The following is a 21,175-nucleotide window of genomic DNA, read 5'->3' on the forward strand; positions in this document are numbered from 1 at the left end:
GTGCACCTATCACGGTACGCCGAGTCCAGCGCACCTGTTTCCGGTCAGCTTTCGCCTTCCGGCTTCCGGGACACCGCCTCAGCCGCCTTCGCAGCCGCGCTCCCCGGACGCTTACGAGCCACCCAGCCCTCGATATTCCGCTGCTGACCACGCGCCACGGCCAGCGAACCGGGCGGCACATCCTTCGTGATCACCGAACCCGCAGCGGTGTACGCCCCATCCCCGATCGTGACAGGAGCCACAAACATGTTGTCCGAACCGGTCCGGCAATGCGATCCCACCGTCGTGTGGTGCTTGTCCTGACCGTCGTAATTCACAAAGATGCTCGCCGCGCCGATATTCGTGTACTCGCCGATCGTCGCGTCACCGACATACGACAGATGCGGGACCTTCGTCCCCTCACCGATCCTGGCGTTCTTCATCTCCACGTACGTACCGGCCTTGGCCTTCAGGCCGAGCCGCGTACCAGGCCGCAGATACGCATACGGCCCCACACTCGCCTGCGGACCGACCTCCGCGCCCACCGACACCGTGTTGTCCACCCGCGCGCCCGCGCCGACCTTCGTGTCCGTCAGCCGCGTGTTCGGGCCCACCTCCGCGCCCTCCGCAAGGTGCGTGGCACCCAGCAGCTGCGTACCCGGATGCACGATCGCGTCCTGCTCGAACGTCACCGTCACATCGACCCACGTCGACGCCGGATCCACCACCGTCACACCCGCGAGCATCGCCCGCTCAAGGAGCCGGTCGTTCAGAATCCGCCGCGCCTCGGCGAGCTGCACGCGGTTGTTGATGCCGGCGATCTCACGATGATCACCCGCGACAGCAGCACCCACCCGGTGCCCGGCCTCACGCAGAATCCCGAGGACATCCGTCAGGTACTCCTCACCCTGACTGTTGTCCGTACGCACCCTGCCCAGCGCATCGGCCAGCAGCCGGCCATCGAAGGCGAACACCCCGGAATTGATCTCCCGGATCGCGCGCTGCGCCTCGGTCGCGTCCTTGTGCTCCACGATCGCCGTCACGGCACCGGAGGCCTCGTCCCGCACGATCCGGCCGTACCCCGTCGCGTCCGGGACCTCGGCCGTCAGCACGGTCACGGCGTTGCCGTCGGCGGCATGGGTGGCGGCCAGCCGCTGGAGCGTTTCGCCGGTCAGCAGGGGAGTGTCGCCGCAGACGACGATCACGGTCCCGTCGACCGCACCGCCCAGCTCCTCCAGAGCCATGCGCACCGCGTGCCCGGTGCCCTTCTGCTTCTCCTGCACAGCCGTACGAGCATCCGCGTCGATCTCCGCCAGATGCGCCGCGACCTGCTCACGGGCGTGCCCCACGACGACCACGAGCTCCTGCGGCTCCAACTCCCGAGCGGCGGCCAGAACATGCCCCACCAGGGAACGGCCGCAGATCTCGTGCAGAACCTTCGGAGTGGCCGACTTCATACGGGTGCCCTCACCCGCTGCGAGGACGACGACGGCGGCCGGGCGACTGGAGCTCACGGGGATGCCCTTCGGCTTCGGTGCTTCGGGTGGTGGACACCCGCAGGATACCGGGGCGTAGTGGGACGGAAACGAGGGCGGGTCCTGACCTGGGAGGTCAGGACCCGAACTTTGCGGCTCCCGGGGGAGGACTCGAACCCCCATGATCAGAACCAAAATCTGACGTCTTGCCCTTAGACGACCCGGGATTACCGCTATGTCCGATTTTCTAGATCGGTTGCGGTTGCAGCCCCTACTATGCCGTACCAGGCGCCTTCCATGCGACGGTACAACTCGGCGCTCTGCGACACGTAGATCGTGAGGCACCCGTGGTAGTCGTCCGCGGTGTTTTTGCGGGTGGTCTTGGGGTTGTGCTTCTTCAGGGTTGTCTTCTGGAAGGTCGAGGCGTCGGCGCCTGCGATCTCGGCCCAGTACTTCTCTGCCTCGGAAGCATCCGCAGAGTCATGGATGCTCACCCTGAAGGCTCGCCGGTCGGGGGCAACCCCAAGGAGATCGAGCCAGCGAAGGTAGAGCCTGATCACATTGGGATCGCTGTTGATGAACTGCAGGTTTTCCCTGCGGCGATACGGCTTGTCCTTGGCTCCTTCTGCCCAGTACAGGGCGACTCCGGCGATGAACAACTCGCGATCTGTCATCGCGCCGATCGCCGACTCGGCCTCGCGCTTAATGAGCTGCCGTTCGGAGTCCCGTGCGGCCAGTTCGTGCTCCCACCGCTTCCGCGCCGCGAGCTTCGCCTGCTCGGCCGGATCGCGTCGCTCCGGCCTCGGTAGATCCCGAACCCAAAGCGAGATCGAACTCTTCGAGCACCCCAGCTCGACCTGGATCTGGTCGTACGTCCAGCCCTGGAGCCGTAGCTCCCGGGCTTTGGCGCGGAGATCGTCCTTCGCGTTCGGGCGCTTCGTCCACTCGGGCGGGGGCTCGCCCTCCAGCAGGCGGTTCAGGATGTCGTTGTTGTCGATGTGGAGCCGGTCGCGGATCTGGCGGCGGCTGAGGCCCCGCCCTCCGCAGGGCGACGGCCTGCTCGCGCAGGCCCTCGAAGTCGGCGTACTTGCCGGTGATCTGTGTCATAGGCGTACCGTCGTGGCGGAATGGGCACGTCCGGCTCGAAAGGTGCTCGATTCAGTAGTTCGGGTGGGTAGCGGTACGTTTCGGCGCTGGTCGGATGTTCGGGCGTCTGGTGGCGGCACCTGGAAACTCGCCGGAAAACCGGAGGGGGCCGCCCGTACGCTGGGAGGCATGACCACGACGGGGGAAGCTCACGGTGCGGCCGGGACCGGGCCGTGGTGGTGGGTGCGGTGGCGTAGTGCCGTGCTGGATGTGGGGCTGGCGGTGGTGTCGGCCCTGGAGTGTGCGGCCGAGGGGTTCCGGTTCGCGCACAGCGCCGGGTTGCCGGTGCCGGTGGGGGTGATCTTCGGCCTGGTCGCCGGGGCCGTGCTGGTGCTGCGGCGGCGGTGGCCTGTCGCCGTGGTGCTGGTGTCCGTTGCGATCACGCCGGCGCAGATGGGGTTCCTGCTGGGTCTGGTGGGGCTCTACACGCTTGCGGCGTCGGAGCTGCCGCGGCGGATCATCGGGGCGCTGGCCGGTATGTCGTTCGCGGGCACGATGATCGTGGGTTTTGTGCGGGCGTACCAGGACGCGGCGGGCGGGGGCCTGACGATAGGTGACTGGTTCGTTCCGTTTGTGGCGATCACCATGTCGCTGGGTATGACGGCGCCGCCGGTGCTGCTGGGTCTGTATGTGGGGGCGCGGCGCCGTCTCATGGAGAGCTTGCGGGAGCGTGCGGACAGTCTGGAGCGGGAGCTGCAGCTGCTCGCGGAGCGGGCGGAGGAGCGCGCGGAGTGGGCGCGGAGTGAGGAGCGTCGGCGTATCGCGCGTGAGATGCATGACGTGGTGGCGCACCGGGTGAGCCTGATGGTGGTGCATGCGGCGGCGCTGCAGGCGGTGGCGCGGAAGGATCCGGAGAAGGCCGTGAAGAACGCGGCGCTGGTCGGCGATATGGGCCGCCAGGCGCTGACGGAGTTGCGGGAGATGCTGGGCGTGCTGCGGGCGGGGGAGAGCGCGGTGCCTGTTGCCGAGCCGGTTCCGTTGGCGGGGGTGGGTGCGGCGGCGGCTGCGGCGGCGTCGCGGGCGGCGCAGGACGAGGGGGCCGAGGGTCCGTCGCTTGCCGAGCTGGACGAGTTGGTGGGGCAGTCCAGGGAGGCGGGGATGGTCGTGGAGCTGTGGGTCGAGGGGAAGTCCCGGGTGTATGCGCCGGAGGTGGAGCAGACCGCGTACCGGGTGGTGCAGGAGGCGCTGACGAACGTGCACAAGCATGCGGCGGGGGCGAAGGCGCGCGTGCGGCTGGCCCATCGGGCTTCGGAGATCGCGATGCAAGTGGAGAACGAGCCGCCGCCGGCGGCTTCGGCGTCGGATGCGCGGTTGCCGAGCGGGGGCAACGGCCTGGTGGGCATGAAGGAGCGGGTGGCGGCGCTGGGCGGCGTGTTCGTGTCGGGCCCGACGGACGCGGGGGGTTTCCGGGTGTCGGCGGTGATTCCGGCGGGGCGGTGAGCCGGGGCGGCCCGGGCCGGGGTGTCAGCCGACTGTGAGCCGGGTCGGCTGGACGCCTGTGAGAAGGGCCGACAGGGCCTGGTCGATGGTGTCGCCGAGGTACCAGTCGCCGCTGTGGTCGAGGCTGTAGACGCGGCCTTCGGCGTCGATGGCGAGGAGGGCCTGGGTCTCGCTCTCCTCGCCGAGGGGGCAGACCTCGCTGCCGAGGGCGCGTCCGAGGTCGCCGAGGGTGCGGGCCAAGTGGAGCCCGTGCAGGGGCTCGAAATGGAGGGCGGCGGGGGCGATCTGCCGTCCGGGCCCCGAGGGCGTGATGTGCAGTCCGCCGAACTCCGCCCATGCCTCGACGGCAGCGGGGAAGACGCTGTGTTCGTGTCCTGCGGGTGAGACGTGTCCGCGGAGGGTGTCGGCCCAGTATTCGGCTTGTTTGATGTCCCAGCGTCCCGGCTGCCAGCCCGCTGCGCGCAGGGCGGCGTCGACGGCGACGGGGAAGCGTGTGGTGGAGGTGCGGTCGGGGTGCATCGGCCTTCGTTCGGTTGTCCTGCCTGGGGAATCCGGTGGTGCCCGGCGGTGCCCGGTGTGCCCGGGGGGGTCAGTCGTCGGGCTCGGTGGGGTCGACGATGCGTACGCCGAAGTGGGCCGCGAGCGCGGTGCAGGAGCGGCAGGGGCGGGCGAAGCTGCCGTGGAGGGGGTCGCCGTCCTCGCGGATGCGCCGGGTGGTGAGTTTGGCGTTCTTGAGGGCTTTGCGGGCTTCGCCGTTGGTCATGGGTCTGCGGCGGGCGCGTTTGGAGCGTTCGCTGTCCGCGGCCGTGAGGTGCCGGGAGATGAGGATGGCTTCGGCGCAGCGTCCGGTGAAGCGTTCGCGCTGGCCGCTCGTCAGGGCGTCGAGGTAGTCCTGTACGAGGTGGTGGAGTGCCGGGGGCTGTTCACCGCGGGCGGGCGTGCCGGTGAGGGTGGTGCCGCGGACGGAGAGCGCGGCGGCGACGGTGGGGAGGATGCCGTCGCGGCGGTGGTTCAGGGTGGGGGCATGCGGAGTTTCGGCGCTGCTCCAGCCGATCCGGGGGTCGCCGGATGCGGTGTCTGTCTGTGCTGTGTGCATGTGGTGCTGCTCCCCTCTTGCGCGCGGCGGCTGCCGCCAGTACGGATGGCCGCCGAGTGCGGGGACAGCCTGCCAAATGCGCTGCGCGGTACGGAAGCTGGGGGCTGTGCGACACGCTGGGGGTTCGCCGTGGGGGTACCTCCCAGGCCCTTGAGGCGCTGGGGGATGTCACGGGCGGGTGACCGCTGGTCACGGAACCGGAGGCCCGGTGACCGGTGTCGTTCTACCGCATAGGCTGTCGACATCCGCGATCCAACTTTCAGTGCCGCAGGGGGCAACGGTCATGACGACAGGTCGGCTCGGGCAGCAAGCCGCGCCGCCGAACGCTGCTTACGCCGGGCAGGTCGTGCACTTCCCGGACCCGGTACGGGCCGCTCGCCATCCTAGGGGTGTGCGGGTGGACGAGGGGGGCTTTCCGGACTTCTCACCCTATGCGCGTGCGGCGGCTGAAATCGCCGATCCTCCGGAGGGGTTCGGGGTAGACGAACTGCGGTTGACGGACTATGTGTCGGCGAACGCGGTGATGGCGGCGCAGGGTCATGAGCTGTGGGACACGATTCCGCCGGTGGCGACTCCGCACGGCTGGACGTGGCATCACGTGCGGGGCACGCGTCGTCTCGAGCTGGTGCCGGTCGAGGTGAAGGCGTTGTTGCGGCACCACGGCGGTCTCGCGACGGCGGCCGTCGACCAGAACAAGCGGGGCACGCGTCCGTTGCAGGAGACGCGTCCTGTGCACTTCGGCCTGCCGAAGTCGTCGGTGGCGGTGACGGAGCTGCAGATCCAGGGTGCCGAGGAGGACTTGGGGTACCGGCTGCCGGGCGCGTACCGGTCGTTTCTGAAGGCGGCCGGTGGCTGTGCTCCGGTGGGTGCCGCGCTGGACGCCGAGCTGGGGCTGCTGGTCGATCAGCCGTTCTTCACGGTGCGGGACGAGGCCGCGGTCAACGACCTTGTGTACGTCAACAAGTGCCTGCGTGACCATCTGACGAAGGATTACCTGGGTGTCGCGTTCGTCCAGGGCGGTCTGCTCGCCGTGAAGGTGAAGGGCGACGGGGCCGGTTCGGTGTGGTTCTGCGCGTACGACGACGCGCGGGACCGGGACGGCTGGCAGGTGACGGAGCGGGTGCAGCGGCTGCTGCTGCCCTGCGGCGACGACTTCGACGCGTTTCTGGCGCGGCTCGCGGGTAATCCGCCGGAGCTGGAGACCGTGGCCAACCTGATGGTGGACGGCGGCTTCGCGCGTGCCGTACCGGTGTCCTCGGCGGGGAAGTGAGCTTGTCGATGGTGACCTTTGCGCAGGCGCAGGAGCGCGCGGAAGAGTGGATCAACGGTGACCTGCCCGCGTATCTGCATCGCGAGGTGCGGGTGCGGGAGTTCGAGCTGGGCTTCGTGGTGTGGGCGGAGGACCGCGACGGGGATGCCTCCCAGGCGTCCGGCACGGGGGGAGGCGCCCGTTCCGACGGCGGCCGGCAGCGGCTCGTCATCGCCCGGGACAGCGGCGAGGCGACGCTGTGGCCGGGGCTGCCGGTGGGCGAGGTCATCCGCCGGTACGAGGAGGAGTACGGCGCGTCGGAGGTGCCGGCGGCGTCGGCGCCGCCGGTGGCCGATCGGGTCGACCTCAACCAGACGTCGTTCCTGCTGACTCCGCCGGAGTGGTTGCAGGAGGCGGCGGACCGGCTGGGGGCTGCGGATCGGCGAGGGGCCGGGGAGCCGGGGGGTGCCGGTTCCCCCTCTCCCTCGGACGCCGGCGGCCGCGGGCAGGCTCCCGGCGAGGGGCTGCCCGCGACGACGCCGGGTGCTCCGGCCGGGGTGACGCCGTGGGCGGGGACCGACACCAACGCGGACGCGGGCGACGACGGTTCCGTGCCGCTCCCCGCGACAGTCTTCGCGCCGCCTCTGGTCGGCGCGGACGATGAGGAGGCCCCGCCGCCGGGTGTGGCGCCGGATGCGAAGACGGCGCTGATGTCGGGCGGCAGCCAGCTGCCGCCCACCGCGGTGGCGCCCGCCCTGGACAAGTCGGGCGCGCCTGCGTACGGCTATCCGCAGGTTCCGGGTACGCCGTCCGGCCCTCCTGCGTCTGGTGCGCCTGGCGCGCCGGGTGCTCCTGCGTCGTACGGCTATCCGCAGGGGCCGGGTACTCAGCCGGGCCCTCCCGCGCCCGGTGCGCCGGGTGCCTCCGCGTCGTACGGCTATCCGGGGTCCGATGCCGCCCGGCCGCCGGCGTCTGCGGGCGCGGCCGGGCCCGGTGCGGCCCGGCTGCCGGCCGCTCCGGGTGTGCCGGGGGCTCCCGGTGCCCCCGGGTCCCCTGGTACCCCGGGCGCTCCGCTGCTGCCCGCCGCCGGTGACATCGCGGATGTCGCGACCAGCAAGGCCGAGGCCCCGCCGCGCGGTGCGCGGGGCGGCGGGCCGTCGACGCCTTCGCCTCCGGGCGCGCCGGGTACGCCGGGTGCCCGTCCGGGCGGTACGCCTCCGCCCGGCGGTCCCGGTGCTTCCGGGACCCCGGCGGGCGGCTACGTTCCGACGCAGCTGGTGCCGCGGCTGGGCCCGGATGCTCCACAGCCGCCAGGTACTCCCGGTGCTCCGCCGCAGTCCCCGGGCACTTCGGGCGCACCGGGCGCTTCGGGCGCTCCTGGTACGTCTTCGGGCGGCGGGCACCAGGGAGCCGCGGTGCCGGCTGGCCCTGGCCTCGGCGGTACGGGCGGGCCCGGCGTGCCTCCGCCGCCGGGTGCACCGGGCGCGCCGGGCGCTCCGGGTACGCCTCTGGGTGGCGTCCACCAGGCGGCGACCGTGCTCTCCGCGCCTTCGGCGGGCGGTCCGAGCGTGCCACCGCCGCCGGGGGCTCCCGGAGCTCCGGGCGTCCCGGGAATGCCGCCGCCAGGTATGTCCGGGCAGGTGCCGGGGCAGCCGATCCCAGGCCCGCCCATGCCGGGCCAACTCGGACGGCCCGTGCCGGGACGGCCCGTGCCGGGGCAGCCCGTGCCGGGACAGCCGGTGCCGGGACAGCCCGTGCCGGGACAGCCTGTGCCCGGGCAGCAGCCCCCCGCGTACGGCTATCCGCCGCAGCCGCCCGGGCAGCCGACCGTCGGCCCCGGCTACCAGGCCGTGCTGCGCTACCGCGCGCAGGACGGCTCCGAGCAGCAGCTCATCCGCCGCTCGGCACCCGGCACACCGCACCCGGAGTGGCAGATCTTCCACGAGTTGCGCTCCATGAACGTCCCGCCGGACCAGGTCCTGGAGCTGCACACCGAGCTGGAGTCCTGCGAGCTGCCCGGCGCGTACTGCGCGCGCATGATCCGTGAGAACTGGCCGCAGGCGCGCATCACGTCGATCGCGCCGTACGGCAAGGACCACGCCTCGCGCCGGCAGGGCATGCAGCAACTGCTCGCGCACCAGGGCGAGTTGCACCAGGTCGCGGACGGGCCGGCGCGTCCGGCTCCGGTGCGTGCGCCGCTGCCGCAGGTGCAGCCCGCGCCGCCGATCCCGCCGGAGGGTGTCGCGCAGGAGCTGGCGGCCGCGTTCGGTCCCGGCGTCTTCCGGTTCGACCAGCGGGCGGTGTCCCGGCAGGGTGTGCCCGACATCGTGGCGCACACACTGGTGGTGGCCGGACTGCCCGTCGACATGGGCCCGTTCTTCTGGGCGCAGGCCCAGCCGGGCCGCCCGGTGCCGACCCTCGCCGAGCTGGCACAGGAGCGCGGGGTGCAGCCCGCGTCGGACGCCGGTTCGTATCTGGTCATGGGCAGCGACTTCGGCCGTGCCGTCTGTGTCCAGTACGGCACGGCGAACATCGTCGCGGTGCCGGTGGAGGCGGGCCCGGGCGGCGCTCCCGTACCGCCGCAGTTCGTGAACACCGGGCTGCCGGAGTTCGTGCGCTGCCTCGCCCTGCTGGGGCGGATGTGGCGGCTGCGGTACGGGCTCAACCAGGAGCAGGCGGGCCGCTGGACCGTCGACTTCCAGGCGCAGCTGGCCGCGCTCGACCCGGCGGCGCTCGCGTCGCCGGAGAGCTGGTGGTCGGTCCTGCTCGAGCAGATGTGGGACGGGCTGCTCTAGGGCCTGTCGCGGCTGCGCGTACGAGTCGGCACGTCGGGTCGGCACGGTTCGCCGTACGACGACCATATGAACGAGGCGCTCGACCCGGGGACGGGTCGGGCGCCTCGTTCGTGTGGTCGCGGATGTCGGCGGTCGGTCGGGCGGCACCCGCGTGTGATTGCGGTTTCTGCTGCTTTGTGCCTCATCCTTGAGCGGGCGGCCGGGCGGAGTGTCGCGTTATGAGTGTTTCCTCTTGATCCATCAAGATGTGCGCCACGTCGAGTTGTTTGACGGGTTGTACGGAGTGGTGTACGTCATGCCGGGTTCGGGACTGCCGGACCGCCCGATCCGGTGGGCCGAGAGGGGATTCGAGGATGAGCAGCGCATCGGTGTCGCCCCACGGCTTCGTCGTCGTGCGGGGCCGCGCCTACCGGCCCGGGCAGGTGGACGCGTACGTCACCCGCCTGGCGAAGGAGCGCGACCAGGCGTGGGAGCGCGCCGCGCGACTGACCGTGCTGGCCAAGGACATGGAGACCGAGGCGGAGCGGCTGCGGGAGGTCGTCGCCGGGCTCACTCCACAGACGTACGAGACGCTCGGGGAGCGTGCGCAGCGGATCCTCGCGCTCGGCAAGGAGGAGGCGGCCGCCGTGCTGGCGGCGGCGCACGCGGATGCCGGGCGGGTCACCGCGGCCGCCGAGGAGGCTGCGCGCGAGATGGGCGACGCCGCGCGCGTCTACGCGGACACCGTGCGCGCCGAGGCCGACGAGCGCGCCCGGCAGCGGCTGCTCGCCGACCAGGCGACCGCCGACGAGGTCCGGATCGCGGCCCGGCGCGAGGTGAAGGAGCGGCGGGGTGAGGCGCTGGCCGTGCTGCGCGAGATGCGCGAGCGGACCGCGGAGATGCTCGCCGATCTGGAGAAGGAGCACGCCGAGCGGTGGGGCGCCGCCGGGCTCGAGATCGCCGAGCGGGAGGCGGCGGCGGACAGGCGGCACGAGGAACTGGCGGCTGCGGCCGACGGGCGTCTGTCCGAGGCGGAGCGGGCGTTCGCGGAGGCGGAGGAGTCGGCGTGGCGTATCCAGGAGGAGGCGCAGACCCGGGCCGGGGAGCTTCTTGCGGATGCGCGGGCGTGTGAGGATGCGATCGGGCGGGAGACGGAGCGGGTGTTGCGGGTGCATGGGGAGCAGTGGGACGAGGTGCGGGCGCATATGGATCATGTGCGGAACAGTCTTGCGGCGTTGACGGGGCGGGGGGCTCGGGTGGAGGGGGCGTCGTAGCCTGCGGCGCGATCTCCCCCACCCCGCCCCTTCCCGTAACCAGGGGCCGGCCCCTGGACCCCGCTGGGGGCTGCGCCCCCAGACCCCCCTATCGCCCTAACGGGCTCGTCCTCAATCGCCGGACGGGCTTGATTTGTTCGCCCCCGCCAGAATCCACGCCTCCACCGCCTCGTACTGCCTGCGCTGTTCGTCGGCCGCGCGGCGGGCCGACAGTACGGTTCCGAGCCAGCCCAGGGCGAAGCCCAGGGGTATGGAGACGAGGCCCGTCGTCGTGAACGGGAACCAGTTGAAGTCGTGTTCGGGGAACGCCGACGTGGGGGAGCCGGAGACCAGGTTGGTGCCGGTCATCAGGACATACACGGTGAGTGTGCCGCCGATCAGGGTGCATATCAGGCCGGTACGCGTGAAGCGGCGCCAGAAGAGGCCGTAGACCAGGGCGGGGGCCAGCGCGGACGCGCCGACGCAGAACGAGAGCGTGACCAGGGGCTGCAGGTTGCGGTGCTGCACCAGCGTGGCGAGACCGATCGCGACCAGCCCGACGACCAGCGCCGAGCCGCGGGCCAGCGTCATCTCCCTGCGCGGGGAGATCTGCCTCCTGCGGTGCGCGAAGACGTCGTGGGCGAGGGAGTTGGCACAGGCCAGGATCATCCCCGCGACCGAGGCGAGCAGCGTGAGGAAGATCGCCGTCGTCACCGTCGTGAACAGCATCGTCTCCGCCCATGAGGCGTCCGCGCCGAACGCCGCCTGGGAGCCCAGCAGATACGCCGTGTTGCCCTGCGGATCGGCCGCCGTGATCCCGGCCCGCCCGACCAGGGCCGCCGCACCGAACCCGACCACCGCGATGATCAGCATGAACAGCGCCACGGTGGACACGGCCCAGGACATCGAGCGGCGCACCTCGCGTGCGCTGCGGGCGGTGTACATGCGCATGGTGACGTGCGGCAGGCACGCGCCGCCGAGCACCACCGTCAGCTCCGAAGTGATCATGTCCAGGCGCGGATGCGCCCCACCCGCGAACTGCAGTCCGGAGTGCAGGAACGCGGGGCCGGCGGCGCTGCCCTGCGCGGCCGCGGAGAGCAGCGCCCCCGGGTCCCAGGCGAACCGGTGCAGGACGAGCACGGACACGACCGCGCCCGAGCCGAGCAGCATCACCATCTTCAGGATCTGGATCAGGGCGGTGCCCTTCATGCCGCCGATCGCCGCATAGCTGATCATGAGTGCGCCGAGGGCGACGACGCATCCCGTCTTCAGTCCGTCGCCGCTGAACCCGAGGATGAACGCCAGCAGATCGCCCGCGCCCGCGAGCTGCACGAGCATCATCGGCAGCAGCGCCGCGATCGTCGCGACGCACGCGGCGATGCGCACCGAACGCCCCGGCATCCGGCGGGCGAATGCGTCACCCATGGTGAACCGACCCGCGTTGCGCAGCGGTTCGGCCAGCAGGAACATCAGCAGCATCAGCGACAGCGCCGTGCTCAGGGCGAGGACGACGCCGTCGTACCCGGTGAGCGCGATGATGCCGCCGGTGCCGAGGACGGTGGCGGCCGAGATGTAGTCGCCGCCGATGGCGAGGCCGTTGCGCATCGGCGACAGCGAGCCGTACCCGGTGTAGAACCCGTCGAGGTCGTCGCGGTCGGGTCCGGTCATCACGCACAGCAGCAGCGTGACGGTGGCCAGTGCGGTGAAGGCCACCAGGGACATGGTCTGTGCGGAGTCACTGAATCCGGTCACGGCCCCGGCGGAGTTCTGCAGGATGCCCGCGGGTTCGGCGGGGTTCTGCAGGACACCCACGGGTACGCCCACGGGTTCGGCGGAGTTCTGCAGGATGGCCAGGGGGTCGCCGGCGTCCGGCGCGGTGCCGCTGCTCATCGGGCGGCCTCCCGCAGCGCCTCGTGGCGTGCCTGCCTGCGCAGCCGGTCCGCCAGCGGATCGACGCGGCGGCGCGCCGTGTGTTCGTACAGCGCGAGCGCGAGCCAGGCCACGGGCAGTTGGCACAGTCCCAGCAGGAGCCCGGTGGAGAGCCCTCCGGAGACGGTGTCCGTCATCAGCGAGGGTGCGAAGGCGGACAGGATGAGGAAGAGGACGAAGTAGCCGAGCGCCGTGAGGGTCGCCACGCGGCGCTGCCAGCGGTACGCGCTGCGCAGGAACCGCAGGTCGCTGTGGTTCCCGAGCGAGGGATGGCGGGGTAGCCGGCGCGTGGGGGCTTTCTCGGCCGCGTGGGGCTGCTGCGGCTGCCAGGGGTAGGTCGGGTACGCGGGCGGTGACGGCGGGGCGGGCTGGTGCGTGGGCCGTGCGTGGAACGAGTGGTGCGGCAGATCTGACATCCCGGTTCTCCTTGCGCGGCTGAGGGTCCCGTTCGGGGACCGCAGGGAGTGGAGCGGGTGGAGGGTGGGGCGAGACGTTACTCGCTGGTATCGGCGTGCGCGACGGTTTCGGCAAACTGAGTGGTCGGTATGCGCTTGCTACCGCTGTCGCTGCTGCCGCTACTGCCGTCCGACGACCCTTACTTGACCCTCTCGTCGCGTCAGGGTGCAGCATCGGAGCAGCGAGGGCGGAGGCGACCCCGCAGCGAGGGCGGAGGCAACCCTGAGTCCTTCTCCACCGGCGGGTGGAGAACCCCTAGGGGTGTCTCCGTACTTGGGGCGGGGGAGGGTTCGTACCGCCGGAGGACGAGAAGGCACGCGGCCGCTCTTTAGCCTGGCTTTACGCGGTCGGGGCGCGGCGGTCAGCCGCCGGAGCGTCCGCACCGCCCGTTCGGAGGTGGGGTTTTCCCCCGCACAAGACTGCGCTGGGCACCAGCGCGCCGGACCGCTCGACGAGACCAGACTGAAGCGCGCACAGCACGGCAGCCCGGCCGCCCGCCGGGCATCGCATCACCGCTGACCGACATCCACGGCCCATCACTGCGCCACCACCACTGCGCCACCATCACTGCGCCATCTGCCGACCGACATAGGAGACTTACCGTGACAACGGCTGTAACCATTCCCAAGCACGGGGGCACGGGCGGGACTACGGCCGTCGCCGCGCGGGCGCGGCAGGTCGTCAAGGCCTACGGCTCCGGCGAGACCCGTGTCGTCGCGCTCGACCAGGTCGACGTGGACATCGCCCGCGGCCGGTTCACCGCGATCATGGGCCCGTCGGGGTCCGGCAAGTCGACGCTGATGCACTGCCTGGCGGGCCTGGACACGGTGACGTCCGGTCAGATCTACCTGGACGACACCGAGATCACCGGCCTCAAGGACAAGAAGCTCACCCAGCTGCGCCGGGACCGGATCGGCTTCATCTTCCAGGCGTTCAACCTGCTGCCGACGCTCAACGCCATCGAGAACATCACGCTGCCGATGGACATCGCGGGCCGCAAGCCGGACAAGCAGTGGCTGGAGCGGGTCGTGGAGACCGTCGGTCTCGCCGAACGGCTGAAGCACCGGCCCACCCAGCTCTCCGGTGGCCAGCAGCAGCGTGTCGCGGTGGCCCGCGCCCTCGCATCCCGGCCCGAGATCATCTTCGGTGACGAGCCGACCGGAAACCTCGACTCGCGGGCCGGCGCCGAGATCCTCGGGTTCCTGCGCCGCTCGGTCGACGAGCTCGGCCAGACCATCGTGATGGTCACGCACGACCCGGTGGCCGCCTCCTACGCGGACCGCGTGCTGTATCTCGCCGACGGACGGATCGTCGACGAGATGCTCCGTCCCACCGCCGACGCCGTCCTGGACCGGATGAAGGACTTCGACGCGCGGGGGCGTACGTCATGACCGTCCTGAAGACCTCGATGCGCAACTTCTTCGCGCACAAGGGACGCATGGCGCTGTCCGCCGTCGCCGTGCTGCTGTCGGTGGCGTTCGTGTGCGGCACGCTCGTGTTCACGGACACCATGAACACGACCTTCGACAAGCTCTTCGCGACCACCGCGTCCGATGTCACGGTCAGCGCCAAGGGCTCGTCCGACACCGGTGAGACGACGTCCGGCACCGGCAAGCCGCCGGTCATGCCCGCCTCCGTACTCGGCGAGGTGCGCGGCGTCGACGGTGTGAAGTCGGCCGACGGCACCGTCTTCTCGACCTCGGTGACCGTCGTCGACGCCGACAAGGACAGCCTCTCGCCCACGAGCGGCGCCCCGACCATCGTCGGCAACTGGAACGCCAACGACGCCCGCACCATGAAGATCACCTCCGGTGCGGCGCCGCGCGGCAGCGACCAGATCATGGTGGACGCCGACACCGCCGACAAGCACCACCTGGGGCTCGGCGACGAGATCGGCGTCATCACGGCGGTCGGCACCCACAAGGCGAAGGTCTCCGGCATCGCGGAGTTCACCGTCACCAACCCCGGTGCCGCGATCTTCTACCTCGACACGAAGACCGCCCAGCGGGCCCTCGTCGGCGAGACCGGCGTCTACACCAACATCAACGTCACCGCCGCGTCCGGAGTCAGCGACGCCCAGCTGAAGAAGGATGTCGCCGCCGGACTCGACGGCGCCTACAAGGTGCAGACGGCCAAGGAGGTCGCCGACGCCAACGCCGCGGACGTCCAGGAGTTCATGGGCGTGATGAAGTACGCGATGCTCGGCTTCGCCGGGATCGCCTTCCTCGTCGGCATCTTCCTCATCATCAACACGTTCTCGATGCTGGTCGCCCAGCGGACCCGCGAGATCGGCCTGATGCGCGCCATCGGATCGAGCCGCAGGCAGGTCAACCGCTCGGTGCTGGCCGAGGCGCTGCTGCTCGGCCTCTTCGGGTCCGTCCTCGGCGTCGGCGCGGGCGTCGGCCTGGCCATCGGGCTGATGGAGCTCATGGGGCAGATGGGCATGCACCTGTCCACCGACGACCTGACCGTCGCCTGGACGACCCCGGTGGTCGGCCTGGTGCTCGGCGTCGTCGTCACCGTGCTCGCCGCGTATCTGCCCGCCCGGCGCGCGGGCAAGGTCTCGCCGATGGCCGCGCTGCGCGACGCCGGAGCCCCGGCCGACGCGAAGGCCGGCTGGGTACGGGCCCTCATCGGCCTGGTCCTCACCGGTGCCGGCGGCTACGGCCTCTACCTGGCGGCCGCCGCCGACAAGGCGAGCGACGGCTCGCTGTGGCTCGGCGCCGGCGTGGTCCTGACCCTGATCGGCTTCGTGGTGATCGGCCCGCTGCTCGCGGGCGGTGTGGTGAGGGTGCTGAGCGCCGTTCTGCTGCGGCTCTTCGGCCCGGTCGGGCGGATGGCGGAGCGCAACGCGCTGCGCAACCCGCGCCGCACGGGCGCCACGGGCGCGGCCCTGATGATCGGCCTGGCGCTGGTCGCCTGCCTGTCGGTCGTCGGCTCCTCGATGGTGGGCTCGGCGACGGACCAGCTGGACAAGACCGTGGGCGCCGACTTCATCATCCAGTCCGACATGGGCGCGCCGATCACCGCGCAGGCGGTCGAGGCCGCGAAGTCCGCCGAGGGCGTGGCGCGGTTCACCGAGTACAAGCTGCTCGACGCCACGCTGACCACGCCCGACGGCAAGACGTCCAAGGGCGAGACGATCAACGCCGCGGACCCGTCGTACGCGCAGGACCTGCGCACCGAGACCGTGGCCGGCGACCTCGCGGACGCCTACCGCCCCGACTCGATGTCCGTCTTCGAGGGCTTCGCGAAGAAGCACGGCATCGAGCTCGGCTCGACGATCGAGGTCGACTTCCGGGACGGGTCGACGGCGGAGCTGACGGTCCGCGCGATCACCAGCGACGAGGCTGTCATCGACAAGGGCGCGATGTACGCGTCGATCGCGACGGCCGAGAAGTACGTGCCCGCCGACAAGATGCCCCTCGACGTCCTGCTCTTCGCCTCGGCGAAGGACGGCCAGGAGGCCGCCGCGTACACGTCGCTGAAGGCGGCCCTGGACGACTACCCGCAGTACACGGTCCGTGACCAGACCGACTACAAGGAGGCGCTGCAGGATCAGATCGGCCAGCTGCTCAACATGATCTACGGCCTGCTTGCGCTGGCGGTCATCGTCGCGGTCCTGGGCGTGGTGAACACCCTGGCCCTGTCGGTGGTGGAGCGGACGAGGGAGATCGGCCTGATGCGGGCGATCGGCCTCTCCCGCCGCCAGCTGCGCCGCATGATCCGCCTCGAGTCGGTCGTCATCGCCCTCTTCGGCGCCCTGCTCGGCCTCGGCCTGGGCATGGGCTGGGGCGCCACGGCCCAGCAGCTGCTGGCCCTCGAGGGCTTGACCGTCCTCGAGATCCCCTGGCCGACGATCACCACGGTCTTCGTGGCCTCGGCCTTCGTCGGCCTGATCGCGGCGCTGGTCCCGGCGTTCCGGGCGGGGCGGATGAACGTGCTGAACGCGATCGCCACGGAATAGGCGCTGCGGGTGGGGAACGGGGAAGGACCGGCCCCGGAGAGCTATGGCTCTCCGGGGCCGGGATCCGTTGTCTGGCCGCGAGGTCAGGCCCGCAGGGTCTGGACGTCGTATTTCGGGATCCAGCTGTCGCGCGTGACGATCGTCAGCCCCTCAGTCTGAGCCTGGGCGATCAGCATGCGGTCGAAGGGGTCGCGGTGGTGCGGCGGCAGTTGTCCGGCGCGCGCACCGTGTGCCGCCGTGATCACCAGTGGTTTGAAGTGGCTGTCGCGTAACCGCTCGGCGAGATCCGATGGGCCGGGCAGTTTGCCGATGGACAACTTGATGGCGACTTCCCAGGGGGATACGGCGCTGAGATAGACCTCGGGCTCCGTGTCGAGCCAGCCCTTGACCTCGTCGGAGAGCTCTGGGGAGTCGCCCAGCCACCACAGAGCGACGTGCGTGTCCAGGAGTAGCCTCATCCGCGCATCCCGAAAGCCTCGGCGATGTCATCGGGCAGCTCGTCGAAGTCTTCGGGGATGTGGATCTGGCCCCGGAGAGATCCGCGACCTGGCCGCTGGACCTTCGCCCGCAAGGGGACGACCTTGGCGATCGGCTGGCCCGCCCGGCTGATCACGACCTCCTCACCCGTCTCGACCTGTTGCAGTATCCGGGAGAAGTGGGTTTTCGCCTCATGGATGTTGTACTGCCGGGCTGCTTCCATGACTGCCTCGCAGGAGTCGAGGTGGACTAGGCGGTGGACTCAGCGTAGCCCCCTTCCGTCGTCCGAGCCACGGCGTTCCCTCAAGCGGGCGAAACCCCGGCGTCGTACGCTGGAGGCCCCCGGCCCGTGCGACGTGTCGGGCGGTTCGCGTTGCCCACTCACCCCGGACGGAAGCCCTTCATGAGCCTGCACGGTCTGCTCGACGCCGTAGTCAAGGACCCCGCACTCGCCGAAGCAGTCAAGGCCGCGACCGACGGCAACCGCATGCACGTCGACCTGGTCGGGCCCCCCGCGGCCCGACCCCTCGCGGTGGCGGCGCTGGCCCGGGAGACCAACCGGCCGGTCCTCGCCGTGACGGCGACCGGCCGGGAGGCCGAGGACCTGGCGGCGGCGCTCAGGTCCCTCCTGCCCGCCGACGGAGTAGTCGAGTACCCCTCCTGGGAAACGCTCCCGCACGAGCGGCTGTCCCCGAGGTCCGACACCGTGGGCCGCCGCCTCGCCGTCCTGCGCCGCCTCGCGCACCCGAGCGCCGGCGACCCCGAGACCGGCCCGGTCTCCGCCGTCGTCGCACCCATCCGCTCCGTGCTCCAGCCGCAGGTCAAGGGCCTCGGCGACCTGGAGCCGGTCTCGTTGCGCACCGGGCAGCAGGCCGACCTGGAGGAGACGGTGGACGCGCTGGCGGCCGCCGCGTACGCGCGCGTGGAACTCGTCGAGAAGCGCGGCGAGTTCGCGGTCCGCGGCGGCATCCTCGACGTCTTCCCGCCGACCGAGGAGCACCCGCTCCGCATCGAGTTCTGGGGCGACGACGTCGAGGAGATCCGCTACTTCAAGGTCGCCGACCAGCGCTCCCTCGAAGTCGCCGAGCACGGCCTGTGGGCGCCGCCCTGCCGTGAGCTGCTGCTCACCGACGACGTACGGCAGCGGGCGGCGGCCCTCGCCGAGGAGCATCCGGAGCTCGGGGAACTGCTCGGGAAGATCGCCGAGGGCATCGCGGTCGAGGGCATGGAGTCCCTCGCCCCGGTCCTCGTCGACGACATGGAGCTGCTGCTCGACGTACTGCCCAAGGGCAGCATGGCCGTGGTCTGCGACCCGGAGCGCGTACGGACGCGGGCCGCGGACCTGGTGGCGACGTCACAGGAGTTCCTGCAGGCCTCCTGGGCCGCGACCGCGGGTGGCGGCGAGGCTCCCATCGACGTCGACGCGGCCTCCCTCTGGTCCATCGCGGACGTCCGCGACCGGGCCCGTGAGCTGGGCATGATGTGGTGGTCGGTGTCCCCGTTCGCCGCGGACGAAGAGCTGGACGCGGACACGCTCAAGCTGGGCATGCACGCCCCCGAGTCGTACCGTGGCGACACGGCCAGGGCGCTGGCCGACACCAAGGGCTGGATCTCCGACGGCTGGCACACCGTCTACGTCACCGAGGGGCACGGCACCGCCGCCCGTACCGTCGAGGTGCTCGGCGGCGAGGGCATCGCGGCCCGCCTCGACCAGGACCTCGGCGACCTCACCCCGTCCGTCGTGCACGTCGCCTGCGGCTCGATCGACTACGGCTTCGTCGACCCCGCCCTGAAGCTCGCGGTCCTCACCGAGACCGACCTGTCCGGCCAGAAGGCGGCCGGCAAGGACGGCGCCCGCATGCCCGTCCGCCGCCGCAAGACGATCGACCCGCTGACCCTGGAGGCGGGCGACTACATCGTCCACGAGCAGCACGGCGTCGGCCGCTACATCGAGATGGTGCAGCGCACCGTGCAGGGCGCGACCCGCGAGTACCTGGTCGTCGAGTACGCCCCCGCCAAGCGCGGCCAGCCCGGCGACCGGCTCTACATCCCCACCGACCAGCTGGAGCAGATCACCAAGTACGTCGGCGGCGAGGCGCCCACGCTGCACCGGCTCGGCGGCGCCGACTGGACCAAGACCAAGGCGCGTGCCAAGAAGGCGGTCAAGGAGATCGCCGCGGACCTGATCCGGCTCTACAGCGCGCGCATGGCGGCCCCCGGCCACGCCTTCGCCCCGGACACACCCTGGCAGCGCGAGCTGGAGGACGCCTTCCCGTACGCGGAGACGCCCGACCAGCTGACCACGATCGCCGAGGTCAAGGAGGACATGGAGAAGACGGTCCCGATGGACCGGCTGATCTGCGGCGACGTCGGCTACGGCAAGACGGAGATCGCGGTCCGGGCCGCCTTCAAGGCGGTCCAGGACGGCAAGCAGGTGGCGGTGCTCGTGCCGACGACGCTACTGGTGCAGCAGCACTTCGGGACGTTCTCCGAGCGGTACTCGCAGTTCCCGGTGAACGTCCGCGCCCTGAGCCGCTTCCAGACCGACACCGAGGCGAAGGCGACCCTGGAGGGCCTGCGCGACGGCTCGGTCGACATCGTCATCGGCACGCACCGCCTGTTCTCCTCCGAAACCAAGTTCAAGGACCTCGGCCTGGTCATCGTCGACGAGGAGCAGCGTTTCGGCGTCGAGCACAAGGAGCAGCTGAAGAAGCTCCGCGCCAACGTCGACGTGCTGACGATGTCGGCGACCCCCATCCCCCGTACGCTCGAGATGGCCGTGACCGGCATCCGCGAGATGTCGACGATCACGACCCCGCCGGAGGAGCGGCACCCGGTCCTGACCTTCGTCGGGCCGTATGAGGAGAAACAGATCGGCGCCGCGATCCGCCGTGAACTGCTGCGCGAGGGACAGGTCTTCTACATCCACAACCGCGTCGAGTCGATCGACCGCGCGGCGGCTCGGCTCCGCGACATCGTGCCGGAAGCGCGGATCGCCACGGCCCACGGTCAGATGTCCGAATCGACCCTGGAGCAGGTCGTCGTGGACTTCTGGGAGAAGAAGTACGACGTGCTCGTCTCCACGACGATCGTCGAGTCCGGCATCGACATCTCCAACGCCAACACGCTGATCGTGGAGCGCGGAGACAACTTCGGCCTCTCGCAGCTGCACCAGCTGCGCGGCCGAGTCGGCCGCGGCCGCGAGCGCGGCTACGCCTACTTCCTGTACCCGCCGGAGAAGCCGCTGACCGAGACCGCCCACGAGCGGCTCGCGACGATCGCCCAGCACACGGAGATGGGCGCGGGCATGTACGTCGCGATGAAGGACCTGGAGATCCGCGGCGCCGGCAACCTGCTGGGCGGCGAGCAGTCGGGCCACATCGCGGGTGTCGGCTTCGACCTGTACGTACGCATGGTCGGCGAGGCCGTCGCGGACTACCGGGCGTCGCTGGAGGGCGGGGTCGAGGAGGAGCCGCCGCTCGAGGTCAAGATCGAGCTTCCGGTCGACGCGCACGTCCCGCACGACTACGCGCCCGGCGAGCGGCTGCGGCTGCAGGCGTACCGGGCGATCGCCTCCGTCAACACGGAGGACGACATCAAATCCGTACGCGAGGAACTGGTGGACCGCTACGGCAAGCTGCCGGAGCCGGTCGAGAACCTGCTCCTGGTGGCGGGCCTGCGCATGCTCGCGCGGGCGTGCGGCGTCGGCGAGATCGTGCTGCAGGGCAACAACATCCGCTTCGCGCCGGTGGAGTTGAGGGAATCCCAGGAGCTGCGGCTGAAGCGGCTCTACCCCGGCACGGTCGTCAAGCCCGCCGTCCACCAGGTCCTGGTACCGCGGCCGAAGACGGCGAAGGTCGGCGGGAAGCCGCTGGTCGGGCGGGAACTGCTGGGGTGGACCGGGGAGTTCCTGACGTCGATCCTGGGATCGTAG

General features: G+C 71.0%; 14 protein-coding genes, 1 tRNA gene and 1 pseudogene. 7 read left to right on the forward strand and 9 right to left on the reverse strand.

What is annotated here, in order from left to right:
• Window positions 1-44: 44 nt before the first annotated feature.
• The 3 genes and pseudogenes from glmU to STSP_RS12605 all read right to left on the reverse strand — a co-directional run bounded on the left by glmU (window position 45) and on the right by STSP_RS12605 (window position 2,561).
• Entirely contained in the window at window positions 45-1,493 is a 1,449-nt protein-coding gene (gene glmU / locus STSP_RS12595; RefSeq protein ID WP_078067121.1) for a bifunctional UDP-N-acetylglucosamine diphosphorylase/glucosamine-1-phosphate N-acetyltransferase GlmU, read from the reverse strand.
• A 117-nt stretch (window positions 1,494-1,610) separates the two neighbouring features.
• A tRNA-Gln gene (locus STSP_RS12600) sits at window positions 1,611-1,681 on the reverse strand.
• Window positions 1,682-1,687: 6 nt separating this feature from the next.
• Window positions 1,688-2,561, reverse strand: a pseudogene (locus STSP_RS12605) (hypothetical protein).
• A 168-nt stretch (window positions 2,562-2,729) separates the two neighbouring features.
• Between STSP_RS12605 and STSP_RS12610 the strand changes: the two are divergent.
• The gene (locus STSP_RS12610; protein WP_067276118.1) at window positions 2,730-4,040 is read left to right on the forward strand and encodes a sensor histidine kinase; all 1,311 of its coding nucleotides are present in this window, start codon (window positions 2,730-2,732) and stop codon (window positions 4,038-4,040) included.
• A 24-nt stretch (window positions 4,041-4,064) separates the two neighbouring features.
• Here the strand turns inward: STSP_RS12610 and STSP_RS12615 are convergent, their stop codons facing one another.
• Window positions 4,065-4,559 carry an SUKH-3 domain-containing protein gene (locus STSP_RS12615; RefSeq protein WP_067276119.1) on the reverse strand — a complete coding sequence of 165 codons (495 nt, stop codon included), beginning with the start codon at window positions 4,557-4,559 and terminating at the stop codon, window positions 4,065-4,067.
• A gap of 70 nt (window positions 4,560-4,629) precedes the next feature.
• A complete protein-coding gene (locus tag STSP_RS12620; RefSeq protein WP_067276122.1) occupies window positions 4,630-5,136 on the reverse strand; it encodes a YwqJ-related putative deaminase in 507 nt (168 codons plus the stop codon).
• 283 nt (window positions 5,137-5,419) lie between these two features.
• On the opposite strand from STSP_RS12620, the gene STSP_RS12625 reads away from it, so the two are divergent.
• The 3 genes from STSP_RS12625 to STSP_RS12635 all read left to right on the forward strand — a co-directional run bounded on the left by STSP_RS12625 (window position 5,420) and on the right by STSP_RS12635 (window position 10,433).
• Window positions 5,420-6,406, forward strand: a complete 987-nt coding sequence (locus tag STSP_RS12625) for an SMI1/KNR4 family protein (protein WP_078067122.1) — start codon at window positions 5,420-5,422, stop codon at window positions 6,404-6,406.
• A gap of 8 nt (window positions 6,407-6,414) precedes the next feature.
• Window positions 6,415-9,180 (forward strand): SUKH-4 family immunity protein, encoded by a 2,766-nt coding sequence (locus tag STSP_RS12630; protein ID WP_067276124.1) that lies wholly within the window; start codon window positions 6,415-6,417, stop codon window positions 9,178-9,180.
• 353 nt (window positions 9,181-9,533) lie between these two features.
• Entirely contained in the window at window positions 9,534-10,433 is a 900-nt protein-coding gene (locus tag STSP_RS12635) for a cellulose-binding protein (RefSeq protein ID WP_067276126.1), read from the forward strand.
• Between the two features lie 111 nt (window positions 10,434-10,544).
• On the opposite strand, the gene STSP_RS12640 is transcribed toward STSP_RS12635, so the two are convergent.
• Window positions 10,545-12,134, reverse strand: a complete 1,590-nt coding sequence (locus STSP_RS12640) for a sodium/solute symporter (RefSeq protein WP_078067128.1) — start codon at window positions 12,132-12,134, stop codon at window positions 10,545-10,547.
• A gap of 164 nt (window positions 12,135-12,298) precedes the next feature.
• Window positions 12,299-12,757, reverse strand: a complete 459-nt coding sequence (locus STSP_RS12645) for a DUF485 domain-containing protein (protein WP_067276128.1) — start codon at window positions 12,755-12,757, stop codon at window positions 12,299-12,301.
• Between the two features lie 642 nt (window positions 12,758-13,399).
• On the opposite strand from STSP_RS12645, the gene STSP_RS12650 reads away from it, so the two are divergent.
• Together STSP_RS12650 and STSP_RS12655 are read left to right on the forward strand one after the other, a co-directional pair.
• Window positions 13,400-14,188 (forward strand): ABC transporter ATP-binding protein, encoded by a 789-nt coding sequence (locus tag STSP_RS12650; RefSeq protein ID WP_067276131.1) that lies wholly within the window; start codon window positions 13,400-13,402, stop codon window positions 14,186-14,188.
• Window positions 14,185-16,764: an ABC transporter permease gene (locus tag STSP_RS12655; protein WP_067276133.1), complete on the forward strand. Its 2,580-nt coding sequence runs from the start codon at window positions 14,185-14,187 to the stop codon at window positions 16,762-16,764. Before STSP_RS12650 ends, STSP_RS12655 begins: the two co-directional genes overlap by 4 nt.
• Before the next feature lie 83 nt (window positions 16,765-16,847).
• Here STSP_RS12655 and STSP_RS12660 read toward each other — a convergent pair whose 3' ends face one another.
• Window positions 16,848-17,222 (reverse strand): type II toxin-antitoxin system VapC family toxin, encoded by a 375-nt coding sequence (locus tag STSP_RS12660; RefSeq protein ID WP_067276135.1) that lies wholly within the window; start codon window positions 17,220-17,222, stop codon window positions 16,848-16,850.
• Complete coding sequence (locus tag STSP_RS12665) at window positions 17,219-17,464, reverse strand: type II toxin-antitoxin system Phd/YefM family antitoxin (RefSeq protein WP_067276137.1); 246 nt, start codon at window positions 17,462-17,464, stop codon at window positions 17,219-17,221. The genes STSP_RS12660 and STSP_RS12665 overlap by 4 nt, the downstream gene beginning before the upstream one ends.
• 180 nt (window positions 17,465-17,644) lie before the next feature.
• Here STSP_RS12665 and mfd point away from each other — a divergent pair, with 180 nt between their 5' ends.
• On the forward strand, window positions 17,645-21,175 hold the full coding sequence (gene mfd / locus STSP_RS12670) for a transcription-repair coupling factor (RefSeq protein ID WP_067276140.1): 3,531 nt from the start codon (window positions 17,645-17,647) through the stop codon (window positions 21,173-21,175).

It is taken from the genome of Streptomyces jeddahensis (assembly GCF_001642995.1).
GTDB lineage: Bacteria > Actinomycetota > Actinomycetes > Streptomycetales > Streptomycetaceae > Streptomyces > Streptomyces jeddahensis.

Coding starts and splice junctions, on each gene's coding strand:
- STSP_RS12610 (WP_067276118.1), top strand. CDS start 2,730: ATGACCACGACGGGGGAAGCTCACGGTGCGGCCGGGACCGGGCCGTGG.
- STSP_RS12615 (WP_067276119.1), bottom strand. CDS start 4,559: ATGCACCCCGACCGCACCTCCACCACACGCTTCCCCGTCGCCGTCGAC.
- STSP_RS12620 (WP_067276122.1), bottom strand. CDS start 5,136: ATGCACACAGCACAGACAGACACCGCATCCGGCGACCCCCGGATCGGC.
- STSP_RS12625 (WP_078067122.1), top strand. CDS start 5,420: ATGACGACAGGTCGGCTCGGGCAGCAAGCCGCGCCGCCGAACGCTGCT.
- STSP_RS12630 (WP_067276124.1), top strand. CDS start 6,415: ATGGTGACCTTTGCGCAGGCGCAGGAGCGCGCGGAAGAGTGGATCAAC.
- STSP_RS12635 (WP_067276126.1), top strand. CDS start 9,534: ATGAGCAGCGCATCGGTGTCGCCCCACGGCTTCGTCGTCGTGCGGGGC.
- STSP_RS12640 (WP_078067128.1), bottom strand. CDS start 12,134: ATGTCCCTGGTGGCCTTCACCGCACTGGCCACCGTCACGCTGCTGCTG.
- STSP_RS12645 (WP_067276128.1), bottom strand. CDS start 12,757: ATGTCAGATCTGCCGCACCACTCGTTCCACGCACGGCCCACGCACCAG.
- STSP_RS12655 (WP_067276133.1), top strand. CDS start 14,185: ATGACCGTCCTGAAGACCTCGATGCGCAACTTCTTCGCGCACAAGGGA.
- STSP_RS12660 (WP_067276135.1), bottom strand. CDS start 17,222: ATGAGGCTACTCCTGGACACGCACGTCGCTCTGTGGTGGCTGGGCGAC.
- STSP_RS12665 (WP_067276137.1), bottom strand. CDS start 17,464: ATGGAAGCAGCCCGGCAGTACAACATCCATGAGGCGAAAACCCACTTC.
- mfd (WP_067276140.1), top strand. CDS start 17,645: ATGAGCCTGCACGGTCTGCTCGACGCCGTAGTCAAGGACCCCGCACTC.